The sequence below is a fragment of the Hyalangium sp. genome, from assembly GCF_035629615.1.
Classification (GTDB): Bacteria; Myxococcota; Myxococcia; order Myxococcales; family Myxococcaceae; genus Hyalangium.
The window spans coordinates 1-25,229 of sequence record NZ_DASPHO010000454.1 but is presented as its reverse complement, the minus strand read 5'-3'; the positions used below and the strand labels follow the sequence as shown (position 1 = coordinate 25,229).

At 69.8% G+C, this 25,229-nt stretch carries 19 protein-coding genes; 6 read left to right on the top strand and 13 right to left on the bottom strand.

Annotated features, from left to right (window positions below; genetic code table 11):
- The 4 genes from VD972_RS23375 to VD972_RS23360 form a co-directional block, all read right to left on the bottom strand.
- A partial coding sequence (locus tag VD972_RS23375; protein WP_324990535.1) for a WD40 repeat domain-containing protein occupies positions 1-1,257 on the bottom strand: 1,257 nt, incomplete at its 3' end.
- A complete protein-coding gene (locus VD972_RS23370) occupies positions 1,254-3,107 on the bottom strand; it encodes an SIR2 family protein (RefSeq protein WP_324990533.1) in 1,854 nt (617 codons plus the stop codon). The genes VD972_RS23375 and VD972_RS23370, both read right to left, overlap by 4 nt.
- Positions 3,108-3,182: 75 nt before the next feature.
- The gene (locus tag VD972_RS23365; RefSeq protein ID WP_324990531.1) at positions 3,183-5,627 is read right to left on the bottom strand and encodes a PAS domain S-box protein; all 2,445 of its coding nucleotides are present in this window, start codon (positions 5,625-5,627) and stop codon (positions 3,183-3,185) included.
- 85 nt (positions 5,628-5,712) lie between these two features.
- Positions 5,713-6,897: an acyl-CoA dehydrogenase family protein gene (locus VD972_RS23360; RefSeq protein ID WP_324990530.1), complete on the bottom strand. Its 1,185-nt coding sequence runs from the start codon at positions 6,895-6,897 to the stop codon at positions 5,713-5,715.
- Between the two features lie 77 nt (positions 6,898-6,974).
- Between VD972_RS23360 and VD972_RS23355 the strand changes: the two genes are divergently transcribed.
- Positions 6,975-8,015 (top strand): NADP-dependent oxidoreductase, encoded by a 1,041-nt coding sequence (locus VD972_RS23355; RefSeq protein ID WP_324990529.1) that lies wholly within the window; start codon positions 6,975-6,977, stop codon positions 8,013-8,015.
- 15 nt (positions 8,016-8,030) lie between these two features.
- Here the strand turns inward: VD972_RS23355 and VD972_RS23350 are convergent, their stop codons facing one another.
- The 4 genes from VD972_RS23350 to VD972_RS23335 all read right to left on the bottom strand — a co-directional run bounded on the left by VD972_RS23350 (position 8,031) and on the right by VD972_RS23335 (position 13,409).
- The gene (locus tag VD972_RS23350) at positions 8,031-8,423 is read right to left on the bottom strand and encodes a hypothetical protein (RefSeq protein WP_324990527.1); all 393 of its coding nucleotides are present in this window, start codon (positions 8,421-8,423) and stop codon (positions 8,031-8,033) included.
- Between the two features lie 486 nt (positions 8,424-8,909).
- A complete protein-coding gene (locus VD972_RS23345; RefSeq protein ID WP_324990525.1) occupies positions 8,910-9,257 on the bottom strand; it encodes a hypothetical protein in 348 nt (115 codons plus the stop codon).
- 190 nt (positions 9,258-9,447) lie between these two features.
- Positions 9,448-10,668 carry an McrC family protein gene (locus VD972_RS23340; RefSeq protein ID WP_324990523.1) on the bottom strand — a complete coding sequence of 407 codons (1,221 nt, stop codon included), beginning with the start codon at positions 10,666-10,668 and terminating at the stop codon, positions 9,448-9,450.
- Complete coding sequence (locus VD972_RS23335) at positions 10,665-13,409, bottom strand: AAA family ATPase (RefSeq protein WP_324990521.1); 2,745 nt, start codon at positions 13,407-13,409, stop codon at positions 10,665-10,667. Before VD972_RS23335 ends, VD972_RS23340 begins: the two co-directional genes overlap by 4 nt.
- A 212-nt stretch (positions 13,410-13,621) precedes the next feature.
- Here VD972_RS23335 and VD972_RS23330 point away from each other — a divergent pair, with 212 nt between their 5' ends.
- Positions 13,622-14,095, top strand: coding sequence for a hypothetical protein (locus VD972_RS23330; RefSeq protein ID WP_324990520.1), 474 nt, complete (start codon positions 13,622-13,624; stop codon positions 14,093-14,095).
- A gap of 17 nt (positions 14,096-14,112) precedes the next feature.
- Here the strand turns inward: VD972_RS23330 and VD972_RS23325 are convergent, their stop codons facing one another.
- Positions 14,113-14,817 carry a hypothetical protein gene (locus VD972_RS23325; RefSeq protein WP_324990519.1) on the bottom strand — a complete coding sequence of 235 codons (705 nt, stop codon included), beginning with the start codon at positions 14,815-14,817 and terminating at the stop codon, positions 14,113-14,115.
- Positions 14,818-14,869: 52 nt separating this feature from the next.
- Between VD972_RS23325 and VD972_RS23320 the strand changes: the two genes are divergently transcribed.
- Positions 14,870-15,946 (top strand): RNA ligase family protein, encoded by a 1,077-nt coding sequence (locus VD972_RS23320; RefSeq protein WP_324990518.1) that lies wholly within the window; start codon positions 14,870-14,872, stop codon positions 15,944-15,946.
- A 30-nt stretch (positions 15,947-15,976) separates the two neighbouring features.
- Here the strand turns inward: VD972_RS23320 and VD972_RS23315 are convergent, their stop codons facing one another.
- On the bottom strand, positions 15,977-17,635 hold the full coding sequence (locus VD972_RS23315) for a DUF2339 domain-containing protein (RefSeq protein ID WP_324990516.1): 1,659 nt from the start codon (positions 17,633-17,635) through the stop codon (positions 15,977-15,979).
- 187 nt (positions 17,636-17,822) lie between these two features.
- On the opposite strand from VD972_RS23315, the gene VD972_RS23310 reads away from it, so the two are divergent.
- The 3 genes from VD972_RS23310 to VD972_RS23300 all read left to right on the top strand — a co-directional run bounded on the left by VD972_RS23310 (position 17,823) and on the right by VD972_RS23300 (position 22,041).
- On the top strand, positions 17,823-19,103 hold the full coding sequence (locus tag VD972_RS23310) for a Kelch repeat-containing protein (protein ID WP_324990515.1): 1,281 nt from the start codon (positions 17,823-17,825) through the stop codon (positions 19,101-19,103).
- Positions 19,104-19,134: 31 nt separating this feature from the next.
- Entirely contained in the window at positions 19,135-20,526 is a 1,392-nt protein-coding gene (locus tag VD972_RS23305) for a M24 family metallopeptidase (RefSeq protein WP_324990513.1), read from the top strand.
- Positions 20,527-20,622: 96 nt separating this feature from the next.
- A complete protein-coding gene (locus tag VD972_RS23300; RefSeq protein ID WP_324990512.1) occupies positions 20,623-22,041 on the top strand; it encodes a hypothetical protein in 1,419 nt (472 codons plus the stop codon).
- 74 nt (positions 22,042-22,115) lie between these two features.
- Here the strand turns inward: VD972_RS23300 and VD972_RS23295 are convergent, their stop codons facing one another.
- From VD972_RS23295 to VD972_RS23285, 3 genes are all read right to left on the bottom strand, one after another.
- On the bottom strand, positions 22,116-23,282 hold the full coding sequence (locus VD972_RS23295; RefSeq protein ID WP_324990511.1) for a cytochrome-c peroxidase: 1,167 nt from the start codon (positions 23,280-23,282) through the stop codon (positions 22,116-22,118).
- Positions 23,283-23,513: 231 nt separating this feature from the next.
- The gene (locus VD972_RS23290) at positions 23,514-23,933 is read right to left on the bottom strand and encodes a hypothetical protein (RefSeq protein WP_324990510.1); all 420 of its coding nucleotides are present in this window, start codon (positions 23,931-23,933) and stop codon (positions 23,514-23,516) included.
- A 17-nt stretch (positions 23,934-23,950) separates the two neighbouring features.
- On the bottom strand, positions 23,951-25,229 hold a 1,279-nt coding region (locus VD972_RS23285; protein ID WP_324990508.1), incomplete at its 5' end, for a S8 family serine peptidase.

Genomic DNA, 25,229 nt, shown 5'->3' with positions numbered 1-25,229 from the left:
GTCCGGCAGCTTGCGCTGGGCCGCCACATCCCACAGGCGAACCGTCTCGTCGCTGCTGCCCGAGGCCAGGGTACGCCCGTCCGGGCTGAAGGCCACCGACAGCACGGAGTCCGTGTGCCCCTCCAGGCGCCGCAGCTGACGCCCCGTGACGGGGTCCCAGAGCCGGATCATCGCATCCCAGCTGCCTGAGGCCAGGGTGCGTCCGTCCGGGCTGTAGGTCACCGAGGAGAGGGCGCTGGTGTGTGCTTCGAGGCTCCGCAACAGGTTCCCGGTGACGGGGTCCCAGAGCCGGATCGCAGCGTCCCAGCCACCCGAGACCAGGGTTCGCCCATCCGGACTGAAGGCCACCGAGGAGACAGGGAGCGTGTGTCCCTCGAGGCGTTGCAGCGCGCTATGGGTGGCCACGTCCCACAGCCGGATCGTGTCATCGTCACCACCCGAGACCAGGATGCGCCCGTCCGGGCTGAAGGCCACGGAGCGGACAGGTTCCGAGTGCCCCTCGAAGAGCCGCAGCTTGAGATAATTCGGAGCGGACACGTTCCACAGCTGGACCTTGTTGTCATGGTGGCCCGTGGCCAGGGTGCGTCCATCCGGGCTGAAGGCCACGGACAGGACGGAGGCTGAGAGCCCGTCGCGGGTCCGGAGCTCGTCTCCTGTGGCCACGTCCCACAGCCGGACCGTGTCATCACCGCCCGACGCCAGGGTGCGCCCGTCCGGGCTGAAGGCCACGGAGTTGATGGAGAGGGAGTGTCCCGTGATGTGCAGGAGCGTGTGCCCGGTGACGACGTCCCAGAGCCTGAGAGAGGTGTCCCTGCTGCCTGAAGCCAGGGTGTGCCCGTCCGGGCTGAAGGCCACGGAGCTGACGGACTCCGAGTGTCCCACGAGACGCTGCAGCTCGCGCCCCGTGGCCACGTCCCACAGCCGGATCGTCTTGTCGTCACTGCCCGAGGCCAGGGTGTGCCCGTTGGGGCTGAAGGCCACGGAGCGAACGGGTTCTGTGTGCTTCGCGAGACGCCGCAGCTCACGCCCCGTGGCCACGTCCCACAGCCGGACGATGTTGTCGTTCCCTCCCGAGGCGACCATGCGTCCGTCCGGGCTGAAGGCCACGGACGAGACGGACTCCATGAGAGACCAGGTGGCGCCTGCCAGGATGGACTCGGGCTCTCCTTCCGGGACGAGCACCTCGCGCTCATCCGCGCGGGCCCCCGAAGCCATGAGCACCCCGGCCAGGCAGAGCGCCCAGGCGTACCGGCTCACGGCCTCACATCCTTGCGCGCCAGGGCCTCTCGCGCGGCCAGCTCCACGGCCTTGCACCGCAGCACCGTCTTCCCCGCCGCGTCGCTCCGCACCAGCCCCGCGAAGTACAGCCGCACCTCCGGGTACTCCACCTGGTGGTCGAGCGGCTCCAGCTCCTCCACGTGCTGCCCGGCGAGCAGCTTCGTGAGCACCGCCTGGCAGCTCCGTCCTCCCGTGTACCCGTTGCGCTCGTCCTGGCGCAGACACTCCTGCACGGTGCCTCGGAGCGAAGGGCTGCGCGAGAGCCGAGTGGTGACGGAGTCGGCATCCAGCGCCCCCTCGCTGCTCAGCACCTCCTTGAGCAGCCCGATGTGGCCACCCGTCGCCTCGTGGACGCTCTGCGCCCAGCGCGAGCCGCTGTGTCCCGCCCCCTCCAGGAACTGCTGCACCTGGTCCACCGTGAGGTCTGGCAGCTCGCGGCGTGGCGCATCCTTGAAGACGGAGAAGCTCTTCATGTTGTGCAGCAGCCACGCCGAGCGCTCGCCGCCAGCGATGAGGAAGTGGAACTGCACCGCGGACGGCTCGTCCATCATCTGGCGCAGGTGGCGCCCGAGCACCGTCAGGTGATCGAACGGCCCCCACTCGTAGCGCAGGACGATGAGATGATCCCGGCCGAGGCGGGCGGCCTTCCTCCGCAGGAACTCCACCAGCGCATCGAAGCTCGTGACGCTGCTGGCCTCCGGGTCGTCTCCCGCCAGGGCGCGGCAGTACTCGGCCTCAGTGCAGTCAGGGACATTCGGGGGGGCCAGCCAGGTGACGCGGTCCCCATACTGGGCCGCCACACGGCGTGCGAGCGCCCGGGCCCCACCGTCCTCGGGGGCCAGCAGCACCAGCCGGTGCTGGCTCCGGAGGATGCGGGTGTACTCCTGCTCCAGGGCGGGCCGCGACACGGATGGCAGCTCTCCCGGCCCCGGCACGGTGGAGGAGTGCCCCGACGGCACACTCAGCTTGGTGCCACCGAACGCGGCCTGCGCCAGCCCGCGCAGGAACGCCGCCAGCGGTGGGCCATGGTCCTCGTACTCGACGAGCTGGATGTTGTACTTGGGCCACAGCGCCCCGCGATCCAGCTGTCCCTTCTTCATCAGCGCGAAGCTGGGGACGTGGCGGCCCTTGGTGATGCCGATGACGTGCTCCAGCTGCTTGAGCACGTACGGGTCGCTGAAGCTGAAGCCCATATAAAGGAAGGGCCTGGAGCGGATCCACTCGCGCAGGCGGACCAGGGCGTTCGTGTATTGCGAGTAGCTGGCGGGCTGCGCCGTGTCCCCATAGAGGCGCTTGTAGTCCGCGCCCGCGAGCACCAGCGTGGCCAGCCGGTGGATGGTGCCGTGGAGGTACCAGACGCGCGGCGTCTCCGAGGAGGCCTCGGCATCCATGAGGTTGAGCTCGTCCTCCTGATCATTGGAGACGGACTCGGCGTCCTCGCGGCCCCACAGCAGCACGTCGTCGTAGTTGGGCGTGAGCACCACCGGCGGGCGCAGCTCCCACAGGGCCCGGATGACGGAGAGGTCCGCGTCCGGCGGCTGGCGCACCCGAAGCCGCTCCCGCAGGAAGCGGTTGAAGCGGTAGGCCCCCAGCTCCTTGAAGGCCAGCTCGGCAGAGGTGAGGAAGTCACCCTGGGCGATGCGCTGCCGCACCTCGGCGATGGCGGCATCGGGGATGGACTCATCACTCATCCGCTCGGCGAGCCCCTCCAGGAGCTGGATCCACGAGGGGAACATCCCCCGCTTCACCCCCATGCTGATGCCTGCGCCTACGAATGGAATGACCTGGTACTTGCGGACTGCCTCGACCAGCTCCCTCGGGAAGTTCATCGTGCCTCGCGTGGAGGGGGATGATAACCGGCCTGGGAGGTGCCCGCCTCACTCCCGCAGCTCACCGGGCCGGGCTCATCGGGTCGGGCTCACCGGGTCGGGCGACGCACGGTGCTCTCGGAGGACCTGGCCCAGCAGCCGGAACAGCTGCTGCGCGTCGAAGGGCTTCTCCAGCCAGCCGTTGGGGACCGTCTCCAGGAACTGGCGCGCACGGGGCGTGAAGGCGCCTCCCGTCATGAAGACGAAGCGCGCGGCGAGGCCGGGCTTCAGCTCGCGCATCCGCTCGTAGAGGTCCATGCCCGAGAGATCCGGCATCATGAGATCGCAGAAGACGGCATCAAAAGGCTGGCCGGAGAGCAGCCGCTCGAGGCCCGCCTGTCCACTCTCCACCACCGTCACCGCGTGCTTTGCGCCGATCATCCGAGCCAGCGCACGTCCAACCCCCGGCTCGTCGTCGATCACCAGGACGTGGCTCTTGCCGCTCCCCACCGGCGCCTGCGCGGTCTCGTCCGAGGGAGCGAGGGAAGGGGCCGCCGGGAGCAGGACGGTGAACGTGGAGCCGCGCCCGAGCTCGCTGCGGACGGAGATCTCGCCGCCCAGGCTCTTGATGATGCCGTGGCAGATGGAGAGCCCCAGCCCCGTGCCTGTCCCCACGGGCTTGGTGGTGAAGAAGGGGTCAAAGACGCGCGACAGCACCTCGGCCTCGATGCCCGTGCCGGAATCGCTCACCTCCACGGCCACCTGCCCGGGGGCCTCGCGCCGAACGCGGACGGTGATCGTGTTCCCCTGGGGATTGCCCTCGGGGATGGCCTGTGCGGCATTCACCAGGAGGTTGAGGAAGACCTGCCCCAGCCGCGCGCCATCGGCGTACACGGCGGGCACCGCGTCATACTCCTTGAGGAGGCGCGCGCGGGAGCGCACCTCGTTGAAGGACATCTTGATGGAGAAGTCGAGCACCTCCGTCACATCCACCGCCGCCCGCCGCTCCTCGCCCTGCCGCGAGAAGCTCTTCAGATCCCGCACGATGATGCGCACCCGCTCGGCGCCGGCGTGGGCCTCCGTCAGCATCTCCCGCAGCTCCCTCAGGCGGGAGCTCCAGCCCTGCGGGTCCGTGAGGGCGGCCGTGTCCTGCTCCAGCTCCCGGCCGAGCTGCTCCAGCTCTTCGCCCGCGGTCGAGAGGTTGCTCAGCACGTAGGTGAGCGGGTTGTTGATCTCGTGCCCGACTCCGGCGGCCAGCGTGCCCATCACCACCATCCGATCAGCCTGCAGCAGCTGGGCCTGCATCTGCTTGCGCTCGGTGATGTCCCGCACCATCACCAGCACCGAGGGCAAGCCGTCGAACTCGACGGCCAGCGCCACGGTCTCGATGTCGTACACGGAGCCGTCGCTGCGCACGAAGCGCAGCTCCTGGGGCGGCACCGGCTTGCCCGTCGCGAGGATCTTCGCCACGCGATCGCGGATCATCCGATGATCGTCCGGGTGGATGACGTCGAAGACGGGCCGGCCGATCAGATCGCTCGCCCGCTCGTAGCGGAGCCCCGCGAGCATCGCGGCGTTGACGTACACGAACCGCCGATCCCGATGGACGCAGATGGCCTCGGGGGCGCTCTCGAAGAGCTTGCGGAAGCTGATCTCCGAGCGGCGCAGCGCCTCCTCGGTGCGCTTGCGATCGGTGATGTCCTTGAACACGTACAGCCAGCAGAGCTCGGTGCCCTGCGCATCTCGGATGGCCGTGGAGGAGCGCTGGAGGGTCCGCCCATCGGTCAGCACCATCTCATCCTGACACCCCTCGGGACAGGGACCCTCGCCGGGCGTGGCGTAGAGCCGCAAGAAGGCCTCGGCCTCTGCCACGGCGGGCAGGCACTGCTCGATCACCCGCTCGTGGATGGACTCTCCCTGCCGGAAGGGCTCCTCCAGCTCCGCGATGTTCCAGAGCTGGAAGAACTGGCGATTGGCATAGAGGACCCTGCCGGAGCGCGCGTCCACCAGGTAGAGCCCGAGCGCCAGGTTGTCACTCATGCGCCACGGCAAGTCCGCCTCGAGCGACAGGGCCTCCCCGCTCCTGGCGGCAGGGAGGGGAGCGCTGGAGTCAGGGACTTGGGGCGGAAGCTCCAGCGGCCGGGCCGCGCAGTACCGCGTGCCGTCACTCGGCGAGACGCTCACGCTCCAGGACAGCCACGGGGTGGTTCCGTCCTGGCACCGCCAGCGGCAGGTGAAGGAGGTCCGGTGCTCCGGGCCCGTCAGCGAACGGAGCTGGTGCTCCACGGCTGCGAGATCCTCTGGATGCACGAAGCGGGCATAGGGCTCTGCCTCCAGGGACTCCGGCGGACAGCCCAGCACCTGGCTCCAGGAGGGGCTGGCCTGCAGGATCCGCCCTTCCGAGTCGATCACCAGCAGTAGGTCGGCAGAGAGCTCGAAGAAGCGGTGGGCCCAAGGCTCCCGCTGTGAGCTCTCCTGGGAGCCAAGGTGTCGCTCAGAGGGGGGCCGGGCTGTCGGAGCGTCCGCGGGCAGAAGTGCCATCCCTGCAATGTGCCTTCAATTGTTCATTATTGCATAAATCAAGTCACTGGGAGAGCCAAGGCGGTCGCCTGCCCGGCGGGAGTGCTCAGAGGGGGGTGGTGTCCGTCTCGAGCCCCAGGAGGACGCTGCCGATGGTCTCCAGGAGGGGGGGAGCGACCATGGCGTGCTGGGTGGCGGTGTGGACGTCCCGGAAGCAGCGCTGGAGCGGGCTGGTGCGGAAGACGGCGGTGCCTCCGGCGGCCTCGTACATGAGGTCCACGACGCGCGCCGAGGAGCGGACGGCGTGGGTGAGGGCCAGCCGCAGCTCGGCACGGGTGCGAGGGGTGAGTGCCCCCAGGGCGGCGGTGTTCCAGGTGGCGTGCACCGACTCCATCAGCAGCGCCCGGGCAGAGCGCAGGAGGGCCTCGGCCTCGGCGACGGCTGTCTGGACGGCGGAGCGGGTGGCCAGCTTCTTTCGGCTCGGGAGGAGCACCTTCTGGTGGGCCAGCGCCGAGAGCTCGTCGATGGCACGGCGGGCAATTCCCAGAGTGATGGCGGGCAGGCCCACCGCCAGCAGGCCGAGGGCCGGGAAGGTATAGAGCGGCCGGTCGACGCGCGGGCGCTCGGTGAGGAGCGAGAAGCCGTACTCCGCGGAGACGAAGAGGTCCTTGACCTCCATGTCGCCGCTGCCCGTGCCGCACAGGCCCGAGGCATGCCAGGTGTCATGGAGCATGACGTCCTGGCTCGGAAACGCGAACAGCCGCATCTCGGGCACGCCGGCGGGGGAGAGGCTCAGCTTGCCGTCCTGGGTCACGAGCGTGCCGCCGATCAGCCACTGGCAGTTCTGGCTGCCGCTGGCCCAGGGCCAGCGCCCGGTGACGCGGAAGCCGCCCTCGACGCGCTCGGCCCGTCCCATGGGTGCGGCGACCCCACCGACGATGGTCTCCGGAGGCTCGAAGATGGCGCGAGCGGCCGGCTTGGGCAGCCACGCGGAGGCCATGCCGGTGGAGGCACCGATCATGAGGCACCAGCCCGTGGCGCCATCCGCGCGGGAGATCGTCTCGATGACCTCGATGAATGTCGTGGGGTGCAGCTCGAGACCGCCGTAGGCCTCGGGGATGAGCATGCGGAAGAGGCCGGCCTGGGCCAGCTCGCGGGCGAGATCTGCGGGCAGTCTGCGGGCGGCCTCGATCTCCTCGGCGCGGGAGGACACGCGGGGCGCGAACTGCCGCGCGGTGGCGAGCAGGGGATGCTCCGGGGACTGCGAGGAGGGGACGGAAGCGGGCTTCATGGAGGTGAGCGTAGGGGGAGCGGGAAAGGGTTGCCACAGTGACGCCAGGCGCGGATGGTGCGGCCCTGGAGATGCGCATGCCCGAAGGTACCGTCACGAGCCGCCAGGTGGTCCTGGCCCGTTACATCCAAGGGCTCCCCACGCCCGAGGACTTCCGCCTCGAGACGGTGGAGCTTCCGCTGCCTGGAGCCGGTGAGCTCCGCGTGCGGACACTGTACGCGACGGTGGATCCCGGGACCCTCACGAGGTTGGGCGGCCGGGCCTCGTACGCTCCGCCGCTGGCGGTGGGCGATGTCATCGCGGGCGCGGTGGTGGGCGAGGTGGTGGACTCCCGCAGCGAGCGGTTTGCTCCGGGCGAGCGCGTGGTGGGCAGCTGGGGCTGGCGGGAGGCCGCCGTCGTGGAGGCGCGTGGGCTTCGCAAGGTGGTAGCGGGCCCGGAGCCGGTGTCCGCAGAGCTGGGAGTGTTCGGCATCCCCGGGCTGACGGCGTACTTCGGCATCCTGGAGCTGGGCAGACCGCGTGCGGGGGAGACGGTGCTCGTGTCCTCGGCGGCGGGGGCTGTGGGCTCCGTTGCCGGACAGGTGGCTCTGCAGCAAGGGGCGCGTGTGGTGGGGATCGCGGGAGGCCCGGCCAAGTGCCGCTGGCTGGTGGAGGAGCTGGGCTTCGACGTGGCGCTGGACCATCGCGCGGAATCGGATCTGGCGGCAGCCATCCGGAGGGTCTGTCCCGAGGGAGTGGGCGTCTTCCTGGACAACGTGGGAGGGGCCGTGCTGGACGCGGCGATCCCGAGCATGGCGCTGCGTGGGCGTGTGGTGCTGTCCGGGGTGGTGTCGGAGTATGGGGTGCCGCCGGAGCAGCGGTCTGGGCTGAAGAACACGGGCCACTTCATCACGCACCGGCTGCGCATGGAGGGCTTCGTGGTGTTCGACTACGCCGAGCGCTTTACGGAGGCCCGCGCGGCGCTGGGCCGCTGGATCCAGGAAGGGAAGCTGCGGTACCGGGAGCACGTGGTGGAGGGGCTGGAGGCGGCCCCTGCCGCGTTCGCGGGCTTGTTCCGCGGAGAGAACTTCGGGCGCATGCTGGTGCGCGTGAGTCCACCCGAGACGCGTGGGGCCTGAGCCGCGGCCTGGGCCTCAGGTGTACGTCTCGACGATCTCCATCTGCTCGCGCACGGCCTGCTGTTCCTGCTCGGTCGCGCCGAGCCGCTGCAGCATCGCCAGATCCGAGGCGAAGCGATCTGCGGAGGCGCCTTCAGGGAAGAAGCGGCGGAGGATCTTGTCCATGGGCCCATAGGGGCCCGCTGAGTTGTGGGACAGCACTGCGATGCGCTCATACGCCTGGCGGTAGCTCTGGCGCACGGCCTCGGGAGTCTCGGGGCTGGAGAGCGCCTCTCGCAGTGCTTCGACCTCGATCATCAAGCGAAAGAGCACGGTGACGAGGGTGGCCTCGGAGTGGCCCTTTTCGTGGTGATCGGCCAGCGCCCGGTAGACTTCATACGACTTGTATGGAGGGGGGGAAGAGCTCATGGACGCAGCTTACGAGAACCCTTTCACGCAACGGGTCCACAGCGGCCATCGCCCTCAGAAGGTGTTGAACGAAGGCACTCGGGCAGTCGGTGGGGCCTCCGCGGCGCAGGCCCAGGCTGATGAACGACTTGGAGGTCTGCTGGAGGCTCCTTGGGCCAAGGCGCATCACTGTCAGACAAGCAGTCAGGTGGGTGGAGAACCTGCTGGCGGCAGGGCATGGAACGAACCTGTCAGACAAGCAGACAGGCTGGCGCAGGCTGCGCCCGGCAGGTGGCTCCCGGCAAGCTCGGGTTGCGGGTTTTGCCCAGGCTGCGGCTCCGCCGTCGCGCAAGGAGCCTAGGGAGGGCTCTCCACCAACTCCGGAAGGCCTCCCAGTGCGTTCCCGCCGCGAGCAGCCTTGGGCTTGAGAGTGCCCGATTGGGAACGCGCATGGATGTTGCTTGAAAGACTCGTGCCAGCGATGGATCGGAGTTGATACGTCTTCACCTACAATCGCATGATCTCCTGTGCGAGGCCCTCCAACTGAGCTTTGTGCAGACGCGGCAGCAACTTCACCACATCCACCAGAATGATCCTCCGGCTGAACTCGGAGGCATCTTGGATCAGGATCTTCGCTCCGCGCTTGATGGGGAACTCTACGTCCTCAAGGGTGCCATGCAGATGCCGGTAGACGATGATCAGCGAGGCATGACGGTTCGCCGGATGATCGACGTACTTCCGAAGCGAGGAGTACAGCGCTGACGGTCGCCAGGGTACGTCCTGCTTCTCGCGAAAGCTGACTCTCAGCTTGAAGTCGATCCAGCGGCCATCTGGGAGGACGAAGTCGGGTTTCACTCCTCCGTGATAGCTGTCCTCACCGGGAGCGCTAACGAAGGATTTGCGTGCGGAGCCCTGTGGATAGAGCGCGAGGAAAGTGCGTTTCAGCAGCGAGTCGAACGCAGTCGTCGGACTCTGCCTCGAGGCATGCGCTCTTCTTCCTCGCCTTGCTTTATCGAAGGGTGTCACCACGTGGTCACTGCGAACATTAGCCGGATTGTTCGAGGGCGCGGTACTGGCCGGACAGGACCCAGGAGACGAGCCGCTCGGCGGCGGACTCGAGCGCAGCGCCTACCCTGGCCGCGCGTCCCCCGAGGGGCACCTTCACGACGCGTACCTCGCTCGGACGTCCGAAGGTCCTCAGGCGCAAGGTCGTCTCTTCGGGCACAGCCCCATGAGCCGGGAGCACGAGCACCCCTCTCCGTGTGTCCAGGCAGGCCAGGTAGGTGACGAGCTGCTGGAAGTCATCCGCGGGCGGCATCCCTTCGGCCGGGAGCTTGTACTTGGCGTCGATGACGAGTCGCGCATCGCCGTGCTCGATGACGATGTCCGGAATGGCGGTGAGCCGGCCCGCCGCGTCCAACGAGAGCGGGCGCTGCGCATGACACGTCAGCCCCCGCGCACCCGCCACCTTCGCCACGGCTCGGGTGACGGCCGCCTCGAACAGAGGCGCCAGCCGGATGACGAACGAAGACAAGGGATGATGGCCTGGGATGGCCTGCATGCCAGCGCCCTCCAGGATGAGGCGCGCGAGCCCTACCGCCGGTCCATACGTGGCGAAGCGGCGATCCGAGGCCAGCACCTTCACCGCCGCGCGTACCTCCGCCAGGGGTTGCACCTCGGCCAGTGTGGAGGCCAGCGACCTCGCACGAGCCGTGGCGTGTGGGCCAAAGAGGCCAGAGCGCTCCAGGACCTGCAGCGCCGCGAGCAGCAAGCGGTTGGGCGCCACATCGGTGGTGAACTCATCGAACCGGCACGAGAGCAGGTGACGGTGCGTGGGCGGGCGGGCCATGTCCCTCCCCACGAGCCAGCGGCCCCGCAGCGCCGGGCGCTCTGCCTCCTCCTCGCGGTAGCCACGGACCCAACCCCCGCGAGCCAGTCGCTCCACGCGGCGCACGAAGAGCGCCCCGAGCAGCGCGAGCAGCTCCTCCGCCTCACCCGAGCCGACGACGTCCTCGCCCCAGGCCACCTCCCTCGCGGCATAGTCGAGCAGCGCGAGCAGGTTGAGCGCTGGTACCTTGGGCCGCACGTGCAGCGTCCCCCCCGGCAGCGCCACCATGCCCGCCACTCCCAGAGCGCGCAGCCGGAAGCCCCCCACGGAAGGCTCGACGGAGAGCGCCGAGCCCAGGTGTGACTGGGCCTCCAGCACATCGGCGGGCGAGAGCGGCAGCTCAGCCCACTCCCACTCGGTGAGAGTCCACACCGTCACTCCGTCAGGTCCACCGGCCCGGGGCGGGCCGCGTCGAAGAGGGCGTGCAGCTCCGTCACCACCTGCGGCGAGTCATAGAAACAGTCCTCCAGCATCGGGCCGATGTCATGGCGCCAGATGCGCTCGACGCGCACTGCGTCCAGATCCTTGTCCATGAAGAACGAGTGGCCAATGCAGAACTCGCGGCCCGGCGAGCGGGCAATGCGCGCGTTCACCACCTCCAGTCCACTCACGACCCAGTCACACACGTCCGGCGCCACGTCCCACTTGAGCAGGTTGCGCCGCAGCACGTCCGCGTCCGGATCCATCCGCACGAAGTGGAAGCGCCGCCGCAGCGCCACGTCGATCTGCGCGATGGACCGATCCGCGCTGTTCATCGTGCCGACGAGGTAGAGGTTGGACGGCAGCTCGAAGAGATCCCCCGAGCCCGCCAGCCGCACGCGCTCCTCGCGGTACTCCAGCAGGTAGAGCAGCTCGCCGAAGACGCGCGGCAGCGCGGCGCGGTTGATCTCGTCGATGAGCAGCACGAAGCGCTCCGTGGGAGCCGCCTGGGCCCGCTCCGCCAGGGACTTGAGGATGCCCGCGCGGTACTCGTAGCGCAGCCCTCCGGGTGCCTGGGGATCCACCTGGGGCCGTAGGCCCTCGACGAAGTCCTCGTAGGAGTAGGCGGGGTGAAACTGGACGCGCTCGCAGCGGGCCTCGGAGCCGGCCTGGTAGCGGGCCAGCTCGCGGGCGATGAACGTCTTCCCCGTGCCCGGAGGCCCATAGAGGATGAGCTGCCGCCGGTGCTCCAGCAGCGCGGACAGCTCCTCCAGCCGCTCGCGGCGCAGCGAGGTGACATGGAGGAAGCGCTCGGCCGGATCCAGCTCCTTCGGTGGCGGTTGCTGATCCAGCCGGGCCTTGAGCCAGTGGAGGAAGCGCCTCATGGCCTGCGTGGCCGGCAGCCCCGCAGCGGTGGGCATATGGGACTCGAGTGCCTCGCGGAGCGCGTCATTGGAGCGCACCGCCTGGGTGCCCGGCGAGAGCGCGCCTGGCAGCGGCGGCAGCCCGAGCATCTCCATCATCCGCGCCTTACCGTGGTCCCCCTCGAGCAGGTAGATGCCCAGGAATCGCGCGGGCTGGACGATGGCCAGGCACTTCATCAGCACCGCCTCACCCAGCCCCCTCACAGCCAGGGGGCTGCTCTTGTCGAGCGCACGATCCAGGCGCTGCTCCACGCGGCCTTCGCCATACAGCACGTCACGCAGCGTGGCGCGGAAGCGGGTGAGGTCCTCCTCGCGGGCCTCCAGGAAGAAGCGGTGGAGGCCCGGCATGGGCCCTGTCGCACCCAGCAGCCCGAGCTGGTACACGGGGCGGAAGTCCTCCAGGGTGAGCCGGTCGAGCGCCTCCTTGGCCAGCATCCGCGCCCACAGCTCCCGCTGCTGCGCGTCCCGAGCGTCCGCCTCATCCGGGTAGCCGGAGGTGTGGCGCCACTCATCCACCCACGCCGCCAGGTCCAGCACCCGCGGGGCAAGCAGGGAAGGGGGCTCGGGCGCGAGGGCCTCGGAGGGGAGGTACGGCGCGAGCGCCTCGCGGACCTCGGGGTTGCGATCCACGACGAGCCGGGCCAGGTGGGGCAGCTCGTCGGCTCGGATGGGCAGCACCACCCCGCTGCGCGGCGAGGCCATCATCATCCCCGAGAGCGTCGAGTGTGCCTGGATGGCGGCGAGGGGAATGGGGTGGGGCAGCACGTCGGTGAGGAACTCCACCTCGAAGCGGGTCTCCTCGCCCACGGGAGCGGGCGCAGCCACCATCCTGCCGAGCCCCAGCACCTCGCGCACTGGGCTGGCCTGGTAGAGGAAGACGAGATCCCCAGGCTCGGCATCTTGGAGCCACTCGCGAGAGCTGCGCTGGGTAGCCGTCCACGTACTGCGCCGGCCCCGCCGCACCTCGGCGCGCAGGTTGCGCCGGGAGAGCATGTGGCGGACGACCCAGGCGGCGGGCTCCTCATCAGGCTCGCCGCCGATGTCCTCCTCGGGAGGGCCGTCCTCCAGCTCCTCCACCTTCCTGCGGGCGAGGTAGCCGCCCAGCTTCCGGTCGCACAGCCAGTGGCAGAAGGTGTCGAAGTGAGCGGCGTCCTGAATGCCCAGGGGCTTGAGGCGCTCGAGCACGAAGCGCAGGGTGGCGCTGGCCTCCAGGTAGTGCTCGAGGGCCACGCTCACCTCGCGGGGCTCGCCCCAGAGCGCGAGGCAGAAGTTGCCCGTGCGGCGGTTCTTGGCGTTGACCACGAGGTACAGGTCTGGCCGGAGGCAGTGCAGCACCGGGCTGAGGAAGCCCGAGCGGAAGCCCTTCGAGTGCGGCGAGGCCGCGAAGGCCTCCAGCGCGGCCTGCTGGGGGCCTCGCTCCAGCGTGCGGAGCAGGCGCAGGAGGTGGCTGGCAATGTCCCGCCACGCGGCCTCGTCCGACACCCAGCCCACGTTCTGGAACCAGCGCTTGATCTCGCGGTTGATGACGGCCTGGAGGGAAGTCCACGCGCCGCGCTGGCGGTTGAACGGGGTGTCCCGGTGGGGCAGCAGCTTCACCAGCACCCGCTCCGTCACATCCTCGCCCGCATCGGCGCGGCGGCAGATGTCGTCGAAGGCGGAGCGAGCGAAGGCGGCATCCGCGGCCTGACGGCTCAGGCAGGCCTGCCCAGCGGGCTGGTGGACGAAGCGCTGGAGGAACTGGGCGATGAGCTCGGGCAGGGGGGGTAGGACGTTCACGCGGCGGGGCCTCGCCAGCGCCCTGCCGGCCGAGGGGCAGGCAGGACTGGGTGGGTAGGGTGCAAGTCACACTACCCAGCAGCGCCCCCGCGAGCCATGATTTCTCCGCAGGGCTTGCCAGAGAGGACCCGGACCGGCCGTGTGGGCCCTTCCTTGAGGGATCGGGCTCGACTACCTTGCGCCGCCCTTTCGGCCCCCTTCACGAGGAAACGATGCCCAGGATCTCTCAGGCCCAGACTCAGGAGCGCAGCGCCTTCTTGCTCGAGCTCATCCGCGACCAGCCGGACATCTCCCGCCAGGAGGCGCAGGAGCGCTTCGAGGAGAAGTTCGACGCCACACTCAACCCGAAGACCTTCCAACAGCTCCGCGAGCAGGTGCAGTCGGAGAGCACGCGCCCGCCGGCCGAGGAGCCCTCGCGCGACGAGCATGACTCCTCGGACGATGACGGCGCCGCGCAGGTGAAGCCAGCGGCCAGCACCCCCGAGTCGTTCAATGGCGCCTCCTCCCAGCCCGTCAAGGCCAAGGCCAAGGGCGCGCGGCAGAGGAACGTCTTCGTGGACGCGCCCAAGGAGCAGCTCCTCTTCCTGGAGCGCATCGTCCAGCAGCTCCAGGAGGCGGGTGCCTCCAACGTCCACATCGACCACTCCACGGACCGCTGGATGGTCCTGGTCGTGGACGCGAAGTAGCCCTCACGCTCGAGCGCTTACAAGCGGACGCCCACGGAGAGCCCTGCCGAGGGCCCGCTGAGCGACACCGAGAAACCCTCGGGGGTGTAGTCCCTGCCGCGTGTCTCGAAGTGGTTGGCCTTGCTGAGGTACTGGGTGAAGCCCGCCTGGAGGCGGACGTAGAGCGGGCTGCCCGTCAGGAAGAGGAGGGACACGTTTCCCCCCAGGCCGAAGAGCCACTGGCTGGCCCGGAGTTCCTGGACCGAATCGGGAGCCGGCCCGGTATCCGGAATCGACGGGGCATTGAAGACGGTCTCGCCGGTGCCGAAGGAGGCCTCGGCCGCCGCACCGTGGACTCCCAGCCCCAGCGCGACCCTCCGGGAGAGCGCGAGCTCCTTCTCCACGCCCACGCGGAGCGAGAAGATCCGCAGGTCGCCCGTGAGGTACCAGTCCAGGACGTTGGTCTGCCAGAGGCTGCGGACATTGAAGAACTGGCTCAGAGCGAGCCGGGCGCCCAGCGAGAGCCGGGTGGCCGAGGCCCGATCTGACGCGGTGCGCTGGAGGCCGATGGGATTCGGCGGGAGAGTCGTCGCCGGGTGTTCGAGCGCGCCCCGGGAGCCACCGAGGTCCAGGTCCACCTTGAGAGGGGAGGAGTCCTTCGGAGGGGGAGGCTCCTCCGCTCGGGCCTTGGCTGGGAGGGCCAGAAGGCCCAGGAGCAGAGGGGGGAGCGCCAGACGGTGCATGTCCAATGTGCCTCCAATCGCGCGTCAGCGACGCCGCAAGGAGCAATATCCCATGGCCGACGCGGAGCCGCAGCACACCAGCTACGAGAAGATCGTCGAGCGCCCGGAGCAGTGGGGACTGGAGGACAGGGGCTACCGCGCGCTGAAGAAGAGCCCCTGGGTGGTGACGGAGAAGATCCACGGCGCCAACTTCGCGCTCCTGAGCGATGGACAGGCGGTGCACTGCGCCAAACGCAAGGCGCTGCTGGCCGAGGGTGAAGACTTCTTCGGGCACACGGCGCTGCTGCCGCGGCTGGCTCCGGCGGTGCTTCGGCTGCATGCGCAGGTGCGAGAGCGGCACCCGGACGCGGTGCGCGTGGCGCTGTATGGCGAGCTGTTCGGTGGTGCCTATCCGCACCCGGACGTGCCTGCGGTGCCGGGCGTGCAGGCGGTGCAGACGGGCGTGTACTACTCGCCGCGCATCGAGTTCTGCGCCTTCGACCTGGCGCGGGAGGACGCGCAGGGGGAGCGGCACTACCTCGACTATGACGTCCTGCTGAAGCTGTGCGAGGCGGAGGGGGTGCTCGCCGCGAGGCCGCTCTTCGTGGGCAGCTATGAGGAGGCGCTCGAGTTTCCGACAGGCTTCGAGAGCCACGTGCCTGGCTGGTTCGGGCTGCCGCCGCTGCCGGGCAACCTGGGGGAGGGCGTGGTGCTCAAACCGCAGAAGGATCTGTGGGTGCCCGCCGGGAAGGGACGGGTGCGGCCGGTCCTCAAGCACAAGATCGCCCAGTTCTCCGAGGACGAGCGCTTCCACGGCGCGACGAAGTGGAAGCCCGCGCCGGTTCAGGGGGCGTGGCTCTCCGTGGAGGATCTGCGGGGCCTGGCCACGGCGTACGCGAACGAGGCGCGGCTGGCGAGCGCGGTGTCGAAGCTGGGCCCGCCCCCGAGCGCGCGGAGCCCCGAGGCCGAGGCGCTGCTGCAGCTGCTGGTGGAGGACATCCTGGAGCAGCTCGAGACGGACGCGGGGGACAGCCTGCGAGCGCTGCCGCCAGAGTCGAGGGCGGCGCTCGAGGCGCATGTGCTCCAGGAGGCCGGGGACCTGCGCACACTCTACTTCGAGCTGGGCGGGGGAGGGGAGGGCAGCAGGTAGCCGAGCATCAACTCACTCTGGGGATGACCGTCACTCCTTGCGGCCGCGCAGCCGGGTGTACGTGTACGAGATGACCAGCAGCATCACTCCCAGGAGGATGAAGGTGATGACGCGCTGGCCGATGGGCAGCCGCGCCAGGTCCACGATGAGCAGCCGCCCGAGCGCCAGCGCCAGCACGCCGAGCCCCGCGAGCCGGTATCTGCGCTCGCGCAGGGCGAAGCCCACGGCGAACATCCCGAAGGCCGCCACCACCCACCCGAGTGTCGTGAGCCCTGGAGGCATCCACTGGCCCACGAGCCACACCAGAGCAAGCCCTGCTCCCGCGGCGCACAGCGCCTTGAGCAGGCCCTGGGTCTGGAGCGAGTCCGGGGGAGGCAGCCAGGTCGACCGGAGCTCTCCCGAGCGCTCGACGAGCAGGAAGCACGCGAAGGCCACCACGTACAGGACGGGAGGACGGGACGCGATGAACCACGTGGCCCCAAGCCCCACGAACAGGATGCCCACGCTTACCCATCGCAGGACTGGCGAGGGGGTGCCGCGCGCCGCGAGCCCCGTCACGGCACCGGTGACCAGCCACGAGGCGACCAGCGCTGTGCCGCTGTAGTGGGTTGGCAGTGCCAAGGCCAGGGTGATGGCACACAGGGAGAGATAGGTGTGAAGCAGCGCGGGAGGAGCCTGCCGCCACCGAGCCACCGCGGCCGCGACGCCGTGAGCCAGTGCGATGATGAGGAAGAAGGGGAACAGGTCCGGCTCGCTCCGGCGCTCCACCTCATATGCGCCGAGCCCCACCAGCCCCACCCAGTTGAGCATGGCAAAGGAGAGGCTGGCGCGGACGGACAGCTCGCGCGGGCGTGCGAGCAGGGCCACCGAGAAGAGCAGGAAGTAGACGGCAAGGAAGCTCAGGCTGAGCAGCAGCCGCTCGGGATCGGGCGCACCGGGCGCCACGTGGCCACTGCGCAGCGCCCAGTTGACATGCGTGCTGTAGACGGCGACGAGGCTCGACAGGGGGACGATGACCCAGCGGTTCTGCACCAGGAAGAACAGCGCGCCCGCCGCCAGCAGGGTGGTGGACAGCAGGGTGAAGGCGGTGATGTCGCTCAGCATCCCCGTGTGCAGTCCGAGGAACAGGGCAATCCCCGCCACCGTCTCCGAGTGCATCCGGTGGGCGATGACGACGATGCCCACCACGAGCCCCGCGAGCAGCACCAGCGCGAGCGCCTGGCTGTCGATGACGCGCACCGAGGGAATGAAGTGCAGCGCGTAGGTGACGAAGTAGGCCAGCGCGAGCCCGCCGCCGAAGAGGATGCGGCCGAAGAGCGAGTAGCGCCGAGACAGCCAGAGCCCAAATGCGCCCAGCCCGGCACTCAGCAGATAGCCCAGCCCCACCCGCGCGAACATCCCCAGCTCTCCGAAGCGCCAGGTGATGAGGTACGCGAGGCCCGTGATGAGGGCCACGATGCCCACGCGACTCAACCAGTAGGTGCCGAGGTGCGCCTCCAGATCCGCGCGCTCTGTCGGCGCGGGAGAGGCCGTCGCAGGCGGTAGTGGGACGGGCGGGGCTGCAGGCGCGGGAGCCTCGGCCGGACCTTTCACCTCCAACTGATGGAGCCGCTCCTCGAGCGTCGCGACGAGCGTCTCGAGCTTCCGCACCCGCTCTCGGAGTTCCTGCTCCCCGTCCTCTGCGCTCATGTGCGCATCCATCCTCGCGCCGGTGGCACGGCCTCCGGCCGACGCCTGCTCAGTCCACCATAGAGCGTTTGCCCAGAGGTGGTGCGATGTCGCCTCAACCCTCGGGAATCACTCAAGAGTCGACCGGCAAGCATGTCAGACCGTCAGGGTACACGAACCCCCCTCGACGTAGCGGGCAGGTGGGGTCATGCATCGGTTTTCGACGTCCTTCATTACGGCGATTCTCTTTACCGCGGTGTTCTCTTGCAGCTCCGGTCCCGCGCCGGAGGAGCCTGTCTCCGGACAGGTGGGACAGCCGCTGGGCACGCCCCGGCGGCTGTTGCCTTTCGTGCAGCTGGCGGATGGGCGCGTGCTCGCGGCGGGAGGCCATGACGGCACCCGCACGCTCTCCTCGTGCGAGGTGTTCGATCCGGCCACGGGCCAGTGGAGCTCCACAGGCTCGCTCAAGGGGGCGCGGCGCAACCATGCCGCGGTGACGCTGCCCGACGGGCGCGTGCTGGTGGCGGGCGGTTCTCCCCAGCAGCTCGTCGGCATGCTGGCGAGCGTCGAGCTCCTGGACCCGGCCACGGGCGAGTGGACGCTGGCGGCGCCCATGTTGGTGCCGCGCATCGATCCAACCGCAGTGCTGCTGGCGGACGGGCGCGTGCTGGTGGTGGGCGGCTCGGACCTGGATCGGCGTCAGCTCCGCTCGGCTGAGCTGTTCGATCCGGCCACGGGCATGTGGGCGCCCGCGGAGGCCCCGAGCTGGGGCCACAGCGGCGCGCAGGCGGCGGCGGTGCTGCAGGACGGGCGGGTGCTCTTCGTGAGCGGCATGCAGGCGGAGCTGTTCGATCCGTCCACGGGCCGCTGGGCGAAGGCGGGTTCCGCGGGTGGCGCGGCGGGGACGCACCGTTCGGGGCACACCGTGACGCGGCTGGCGGATGGGCGTGTGCTGGTGGTGGGGGGCAGCACCTCTCGCGCGGCGGAGACTGCGGAGCTGTTCGATCCGGCCACGGACGCGTGGACGCTCGTCGCTCCTCCGCACATGCCGCGTGAGAGCCACGGCGCGGTGGTTACCGCGGATGGAGCGGTGCTGGTGGTGGGCGGCTACCACTTCGCCTCGGGGACGCTCGCCGCTGCGGAGCGCTTCGATCCGGCCACGAGCACCTGGAGCCTGGTGACGTCGCTCAAGGTCCCGCGCCGTGGCGCGGGGGTGGTGCGGCTGCCTGGCGGCGAGGTGTTGCTGGTGGGTGGGTTCAATGATGCTGGCGGGACGCTCGCCAGCACCGAGCGATACCTGCCCGGCCACGGTTGCATCCCGGCCACGTGCGTGGGGCAGCACGATGCGTGTGGCGTGGTTCCGGACGGGTGCGGTGGGTTGCTCGACTGTGGTTCGTGCGCCGGCGGTCAGGAGTGCGCTCCGGACGGCTGTGGCACGGGTGAGGGAGTGGACGCCTCGGCGCTCATGCCGGTGCCCACCGGGCGGTAGCCGCCTCGCGGCCGTGCGATGCTGCGCGGCCATGCGTACGTCTCTCCACGTCCTCTTCCTCGCTTCGTTGTTGCTGTCCACCGCTTGCGCCACCCTGGGAGCGCAGCCCCCCCACTCCGAGCGTGCTGGGCCCCAGCGCCCCTTCGGCACGCTCCGCCAACAAGTGGATCGCCAGCAGGCCTGGCTGAAGGAGCGGCTGGAGGTGGCTCTGCCCAAGCTCATGCGCCAGCACGGCGTGGAGCTGTGGGTGGTGGCGATGCGCGAGTACAACGAGGACCCTGTCTTCAAGGCGCTCGTCTCTGGCAGGACGTTCGCGGCGCGGCGGCGCACCCTCTTCGTCTTCCACGACATGGGGCCGGACAAGGGCGTGGTGCGCCTCACCTTGGGAGGTGGAGCGCAGGGCGGGCTCTACGAGCCTCGGCGCATGGCGCGAGAGGTGGACGGGGGAGGGACGGTGCGGACCGCCGAGCCGTGGGGGCCGGAGCAGTGGCAGATGCTCAAGCAGGTGCTCGAGGAGCGCCAGCCGAAGTCCGTCGCCATCAACGTGTCGCGCACCTTCGCCTTCGCGGACGGGCTCACGCATGGCGAGTACGAGGGCATGACGGAGGCGCTGGGCCCGGAGTGGACAGCGCGTCTCAAGCCCTCCGGCGGGCTGCCGGTGGACCTGTTGGCGTGGCGCAGCGGGGACGAGGAGCGCTTCTTCGCGGAGGAGAACAAGCTCGCCTGGGACATCATCGGGACGGCGTTCTCCAACACGGTCATTACCCCAGGCGTCACCCGCGTCAATGACGTGGAGTGGTGGATGAGCCAGCGCTTGAACGACCTGGGCCTGGAGACGTGGTTCCACCCCATGGTGAGCGTGCAGCGCCAGGGGGCAACGGAGCAGCAGCTCGGGGAGGACCCGATCATCCAGCGTGGGGACGTGCTGCACTGTGACTTCGGCATCACCGCGCTGAGGCTCAACACGGACACGCAGCACATGGGCTACGTGCTGCGCGAGGGCGAGACGGATGTGCCCGCAGGGCTGAAGCAGGCGCTGGCGCGCTCTAACCGGCTGCAGGATCTGGTGGTGGAGGAGCTGCGGCCCGGCCGGACGGGCAACGAGGTGCTGCGCACGGTGCTCGGGCGGATGAAGCAGGAGGGCATCGACGGCACGGTCTACTCGCACCCCGTGGGGCTCAACGGGCACGGCGCGGGTGCCATCATCGGGCTGTGGGATCGGCAGGAGGGCGTGCCGGGCAACGGGGACCACACGATCATCCCAAGCATGTGGTACTCGGTGGAACTCCAGGCCACCTCGCCCGTGCCAGAGTGGGGCGGGCAGCGCGTGCGCTCGGCGCAGGAAGAGGACGTCATCATCGACGCGAGCGGCCGTGTGCGCTGGGCCTGGCAGCGGCAGACGGGGTTCCACCTGGTTCGCTGAGGCAGGCTCAGCACCCCTGCACTGCACCTCCAGGACGCGGTGCGGCAGATCCGCTCGGGGTGTAACTCCGAGCACTACGCTTTACGTGGCGTCGCCGTGGCACTACCCTATGGGTGGGGAGGCCTCAACGGCGAGTGCATGAGAGGCGAAGAGCGACTCGACGAGACACGACGCGAGCGTGACGGTGAGGGCCCCTCCACGGAGGCGCTCCTCCGGGCCCTGCGCCGCCACGGTGTGGCCGTGGATGCAGCGCGCCTGAGGCAAGCCTTGGGACATGCGGAAGCCCTGGCGCTCGCCGCTTCCTGGGTGCAGCGGGGGGCGGCGCCAGGTGTCTCCGCCTCCGTGCTCGTGGGAGGCGTGCTCGAAGTATGGCGGCGGTATGTCCCGCGCTGCTGGCAACCCCCCGAGGGAGAAGCCGGGGCCGGGCTCCCGCGCAGCTTCCATGAGTGCTTCGTGTCCGCGCCGCTGGAGCTGAGGCTCGTGCTGGCCCGTGAGGTGGCCGCCGATCCGCGCTTCGATGCGGAGGACGCGCTGGAGCTGGGCCGCAAGCTCCGGAGCCTGCTGCGCGAGGCCGGCCGGACCACCGAGCTCGAGGCCGTCCTCGCCACCTGGGAGGCCCATGCTCCGCATGCCTACCGGGCCGAACCCGCGGTGCTGGGCTGGCGCGTGGAGTGTGCCCTGGGGCGCCCCGGCGCGGACGTTCAGGGGGCTCTGCTCGGGCTGGCTGCCTGGAGGGGACACACCGTCCCTCTGCTGAAGCTCGCCGAGTGGTGCCTCTATCGCGGCCAGGTGGATGCGGCGCTCGCGGGCCTCACGGCCGCCTGGCCGGGCGTGCGCGACAGTCCTCGGCTCTTCGGGTGGGACGTGGAGGACTTCGCCCAGCGCGCCGTGTACACCGTGCTGGACGCGGCACTCCTGAGGGGGCTGCCCGCTGGCGAGGGCTGGTGCCGTGAGCAGCTCGAGCCCCTCGGTCCCCTGGCCTCTGGGTGGCTCAAGCGTGCCTGCTCCTACCGTACGGGGACGTGGACGTGGAACGGCGATCCCGAGAGCTGGGCTCGGCTCTCCGCGGAGCAGCTCCACCTCGAGCAACAGGGGCTGGTCCTGGCCTTTGAGCAGGAGCTGCGCACGCGTCACGGCTGGCCCCTGGGGCGCACCCAGCTCCTGCACCCCTGGCTGTTGCTGCTGCTGCCCGAGGTGCCGCGGGGAGTGCGTGCGCCGCGCGAGCCAGCGCGCAAGCCTGCGGCCCTGCTGCTCCCAGCGGAGTGGGTGCTGCGAGAGTGGGCACGCCCTGGCTCCGACAGCCGCTACCGCCACCCGCATGCCGAGGCCGCCGTCACCGCGGCCCTGCTGCCCTGGGGGCACTTCCTGCATCGGCTCGGCCTCATCAGCCTGCAGGCGCATGCCTCCTGGCGCGTCCGGGTGACGCGGGCCCTGGCCCGGCTCCCCGAGCAGTTCTCGCTTGCGGATGATCCCGCGCTCGGGCACGAGGTGCGCACCGCCCTCCGAGGCGGGTGAGGCGGCTCCGCACGCTCCCGAGCTCATCGAGGCGCTGACAGTCTCCCCTCAGCGCCCCGCCTCGAGCGCGGCGATCAGGGCTCGCCCGTCATCAACTCGAGCAGCTTGACGAGCGCTTCCTTCTCCGCAGGCTCGAGCTCCAGCTTCTTGATGGTCTCCGTCCTCGTGCCCGTGAACGACCCATTCTCGTCGCCACCCTTGTCGTAGAACTCGACGACATCCGCCAGCGTCGCCACCTCGCCCGTGTGCATGTAGGGAGCCGTCAGGGCGATGTTGCGCAGCGTGGGCGTCTTGTAGGCGCCCACCATCTCCGCGCGCTTCTCCACCAGCGTCGCGCGCACCGAGGCCAGCCGCTGCGCGTCCGTCCCGTTTGGCGCGTCGCTGAAGGGGCCCGCCGCGTTGAACTTCCAGTCCAGCATCGCCTCGACTGCCGCCGTCTGCCCCTCGGCTCCCGCACTGCCGTCCTTCACGCCGATGTTATGGAAGAGGTGGTCGGTCATCGCCACGCCCTTGTGACAGACGATGCACTGGCCCTTGCGGAAGTACGTCTTCAGCCCCAGGTACGCCGGGTCCTTCGTCGCCTCCACCACGCTCACCTCGGCCACCGAGATGAAGCGCTTCACGTCCTCGTCGAACGGCGAGCGCCGGCGGTTCACCGTGCGCTCGTAGGCCTGCATCAGCTTGCCCACGTTGGCCAGCAGCTCGTCATCCCCCGTCTCGTCCGGCGTCTTGGTGAAGACCTCCGCGTACGAGCTGTGGTACTCCGCGTTGAGCTGCGCCCGGATGATGGTGGCGTTCGAGTCCATCTCGACGGGGCTCGTCATCGGCAGGATGGCCTGGTTCCACAGCCGGTCCGCGCGCCCGTCCGACATGAACCAGCGATTGTAGTCCGCGTTGAGGATGGTGGGCGGGTTGCGGCCCGTGACGTTGCCGTTGCAGCCGTCCGCCAGGGCCGTCGCCACCGTGCGCCCATCGCCGTCATGGCAGCTCTTGCACGACACCGTGCCGCAGCTCGACAGCTTCGGATCATGGAACAGCCTGTTGCCCAGCGCCGCCGCTTGGGTGTTGTCCGCGAAGCGGTTCGTGGGATCCGCCGGAGGCCGCTGCGGCATGCTGTGCAGCAGCTTCAGCTCGTCGAGCTCGTCGAAGGAGGGAAAGGGCTCCTCGTTCTCGCACGCACCAGCCATCAGTCCCACCACGAGCAGTGCTGCCAGGCGGGCACTCAGACGGTTCGCGTTCATAGCGCTATAAGCTCCTGCGACAAGGGCGGGACGGAAGCAACAGGGGGAAGAGGCCTTGTCGTCTGGCAGCAGATTGCCGTGCCTGGGGGCAGGGAATCAATCCACCCTCCGTGCGGGCTCCCCTTCAGGCAGGCGTCGCCTCACGGTTGCCAGAGCAGGGCTGGAGTAGCCTGAGGGGTTTCCCGTAGGGAAGAGGGGCAAGCAGCCGAGCAAGCCAGCAGCGCGCTCGGGCTAGTCACACAGGGCGCGGAAGTCCCGCGTGGCCGTCTCGTAGTCGCGCAGCTTGAAGGCCCCAGGCTTGGGCTTGAGTGTCGGGGCCTGTCCCTCTTCGCAGCGCCAGCTCGACGCCAGGCTCACCTCCAGCAGCAGCTCGGCATCGCTGGGCAGATTGGAGACCACGTACAGGCAGCGCCCCCGGCTCTGCTTCACCATGGGCGTGCCCAGCGGACGCGTGGGCTCGCTGATGTGGGCCACATGAACCCTCACCCCGGCGCAGGAGGTGCTCCCTTGCCTCACCGCGCTGGGGGGAGCCACGACGACGCCCGTGAGGCTGGCATTGCCCTCACGCTCCAGGCGCTGCGTCCCCGCTCCCGAGGCGCAGCCCGTGGCGAGGAGGAAGGCAGCCGCGATGGGGAGGCCTGGCTTGAGCATGCCTTCTTCTACCCGTGTTACTGGAGCCGTTCGAGCGCTTCGATCGCCGCCTGGGCCTGCACCAGCCCGTGGCCGGAGTCCCGGTCCTTGCCGGGCGCTCCCAGGTCCTTCGCGCTGGCCTCCAGCAGCTCACGCACCTGGGCCGCGGTGAGCGTGGGGCGCGCGCTCCAGACGATGGCCGCCACGCCCGTCACGTGGGGTGCCGCCATGGAGGTGCCCGAGGCAAACGCATAGTCCGTCGGGTGCAGCGTCACGTGCGCGGTGAAGCCCATCATCCGGCGCATCGCCTCCCCTGTCTCGTGGCTCACCACGGCCGCTGGCACCCAGTGCCCCCGCCGGCCCACGGAGAGGTCCGACAGCCCACCCTCCCGAGGAAGGTCCCCGATGATGACGGCCCGTGCCCCCTGCTTCATCACGTGGGTGATCTGGAGGTGCAGGGGCACCGTGAGGCTGCGATTCACGTACGCGACGAAGCCATCACACGAGGACTGGGGACACGAGCTCGTCGAGTCCCCCACGCCGCAGTCCACGAGCCGACCCACGAGCTTGCCCGGGGGCGTCAGGTAGACGGGGCGCGAGGCATAGGGGATGTCTCCCAGCTCCACCTGGGAGATGGTGCCCTGATCGTGGAGGAAGGTGGAGAGCACGTCCACGCCCGGCGCCATCAGCGACAGGTTGTTGCCGCGGGCGGAGAATGACGCCCGGCGCATGGACTGATCCAGCGCGCCCACCGCGAGCACCGTGGGGTACGCGGCCGGGTAGTCCATGGCGCCGCCACCGTTGCCCGCGGCGGCGACGACGAGCAGGCCCTGGGCCGCGGCGGCCTGGAACGCCTCGCGCTCCACGCGGCCATCCTGGGTGCCCCCCAGCGACAGCGAGGCAACCTGAGCCCCCCTGTCCTGGCACCACTCGAGGCCGGCGATGATGGCGCTGGACCAGGCAACGCCCTGCGTGTTCAGCACGCGGGCAATGAGCAGCCGGGCGCCAGGGGCCACACCCGCCACACCCTGGGCATCCATGCCCGGGCTCACGTTGCTGCCGCCCGAGCCGAGCTGCGCGGCGATGATGCCCGCCACGTGCGTGCCATGGCCCTCGCCCCAGCTGTCCCCACTCCGGTCCCAGGCCTCGGTGTCGCCATCCACGAAGTCCTTGCCCTCCACGACGATGCCCGCGAACTCCGGGTGGGCCAGGTCGAGGCCGCTGTCGAGGATGCACACCGTGATGCCCTCACCCAGGGGCTCCCTCTCATCCAGCACGCCGTCCCGGTTCGGATCCCAGACCCAGGGAGCCTCCACC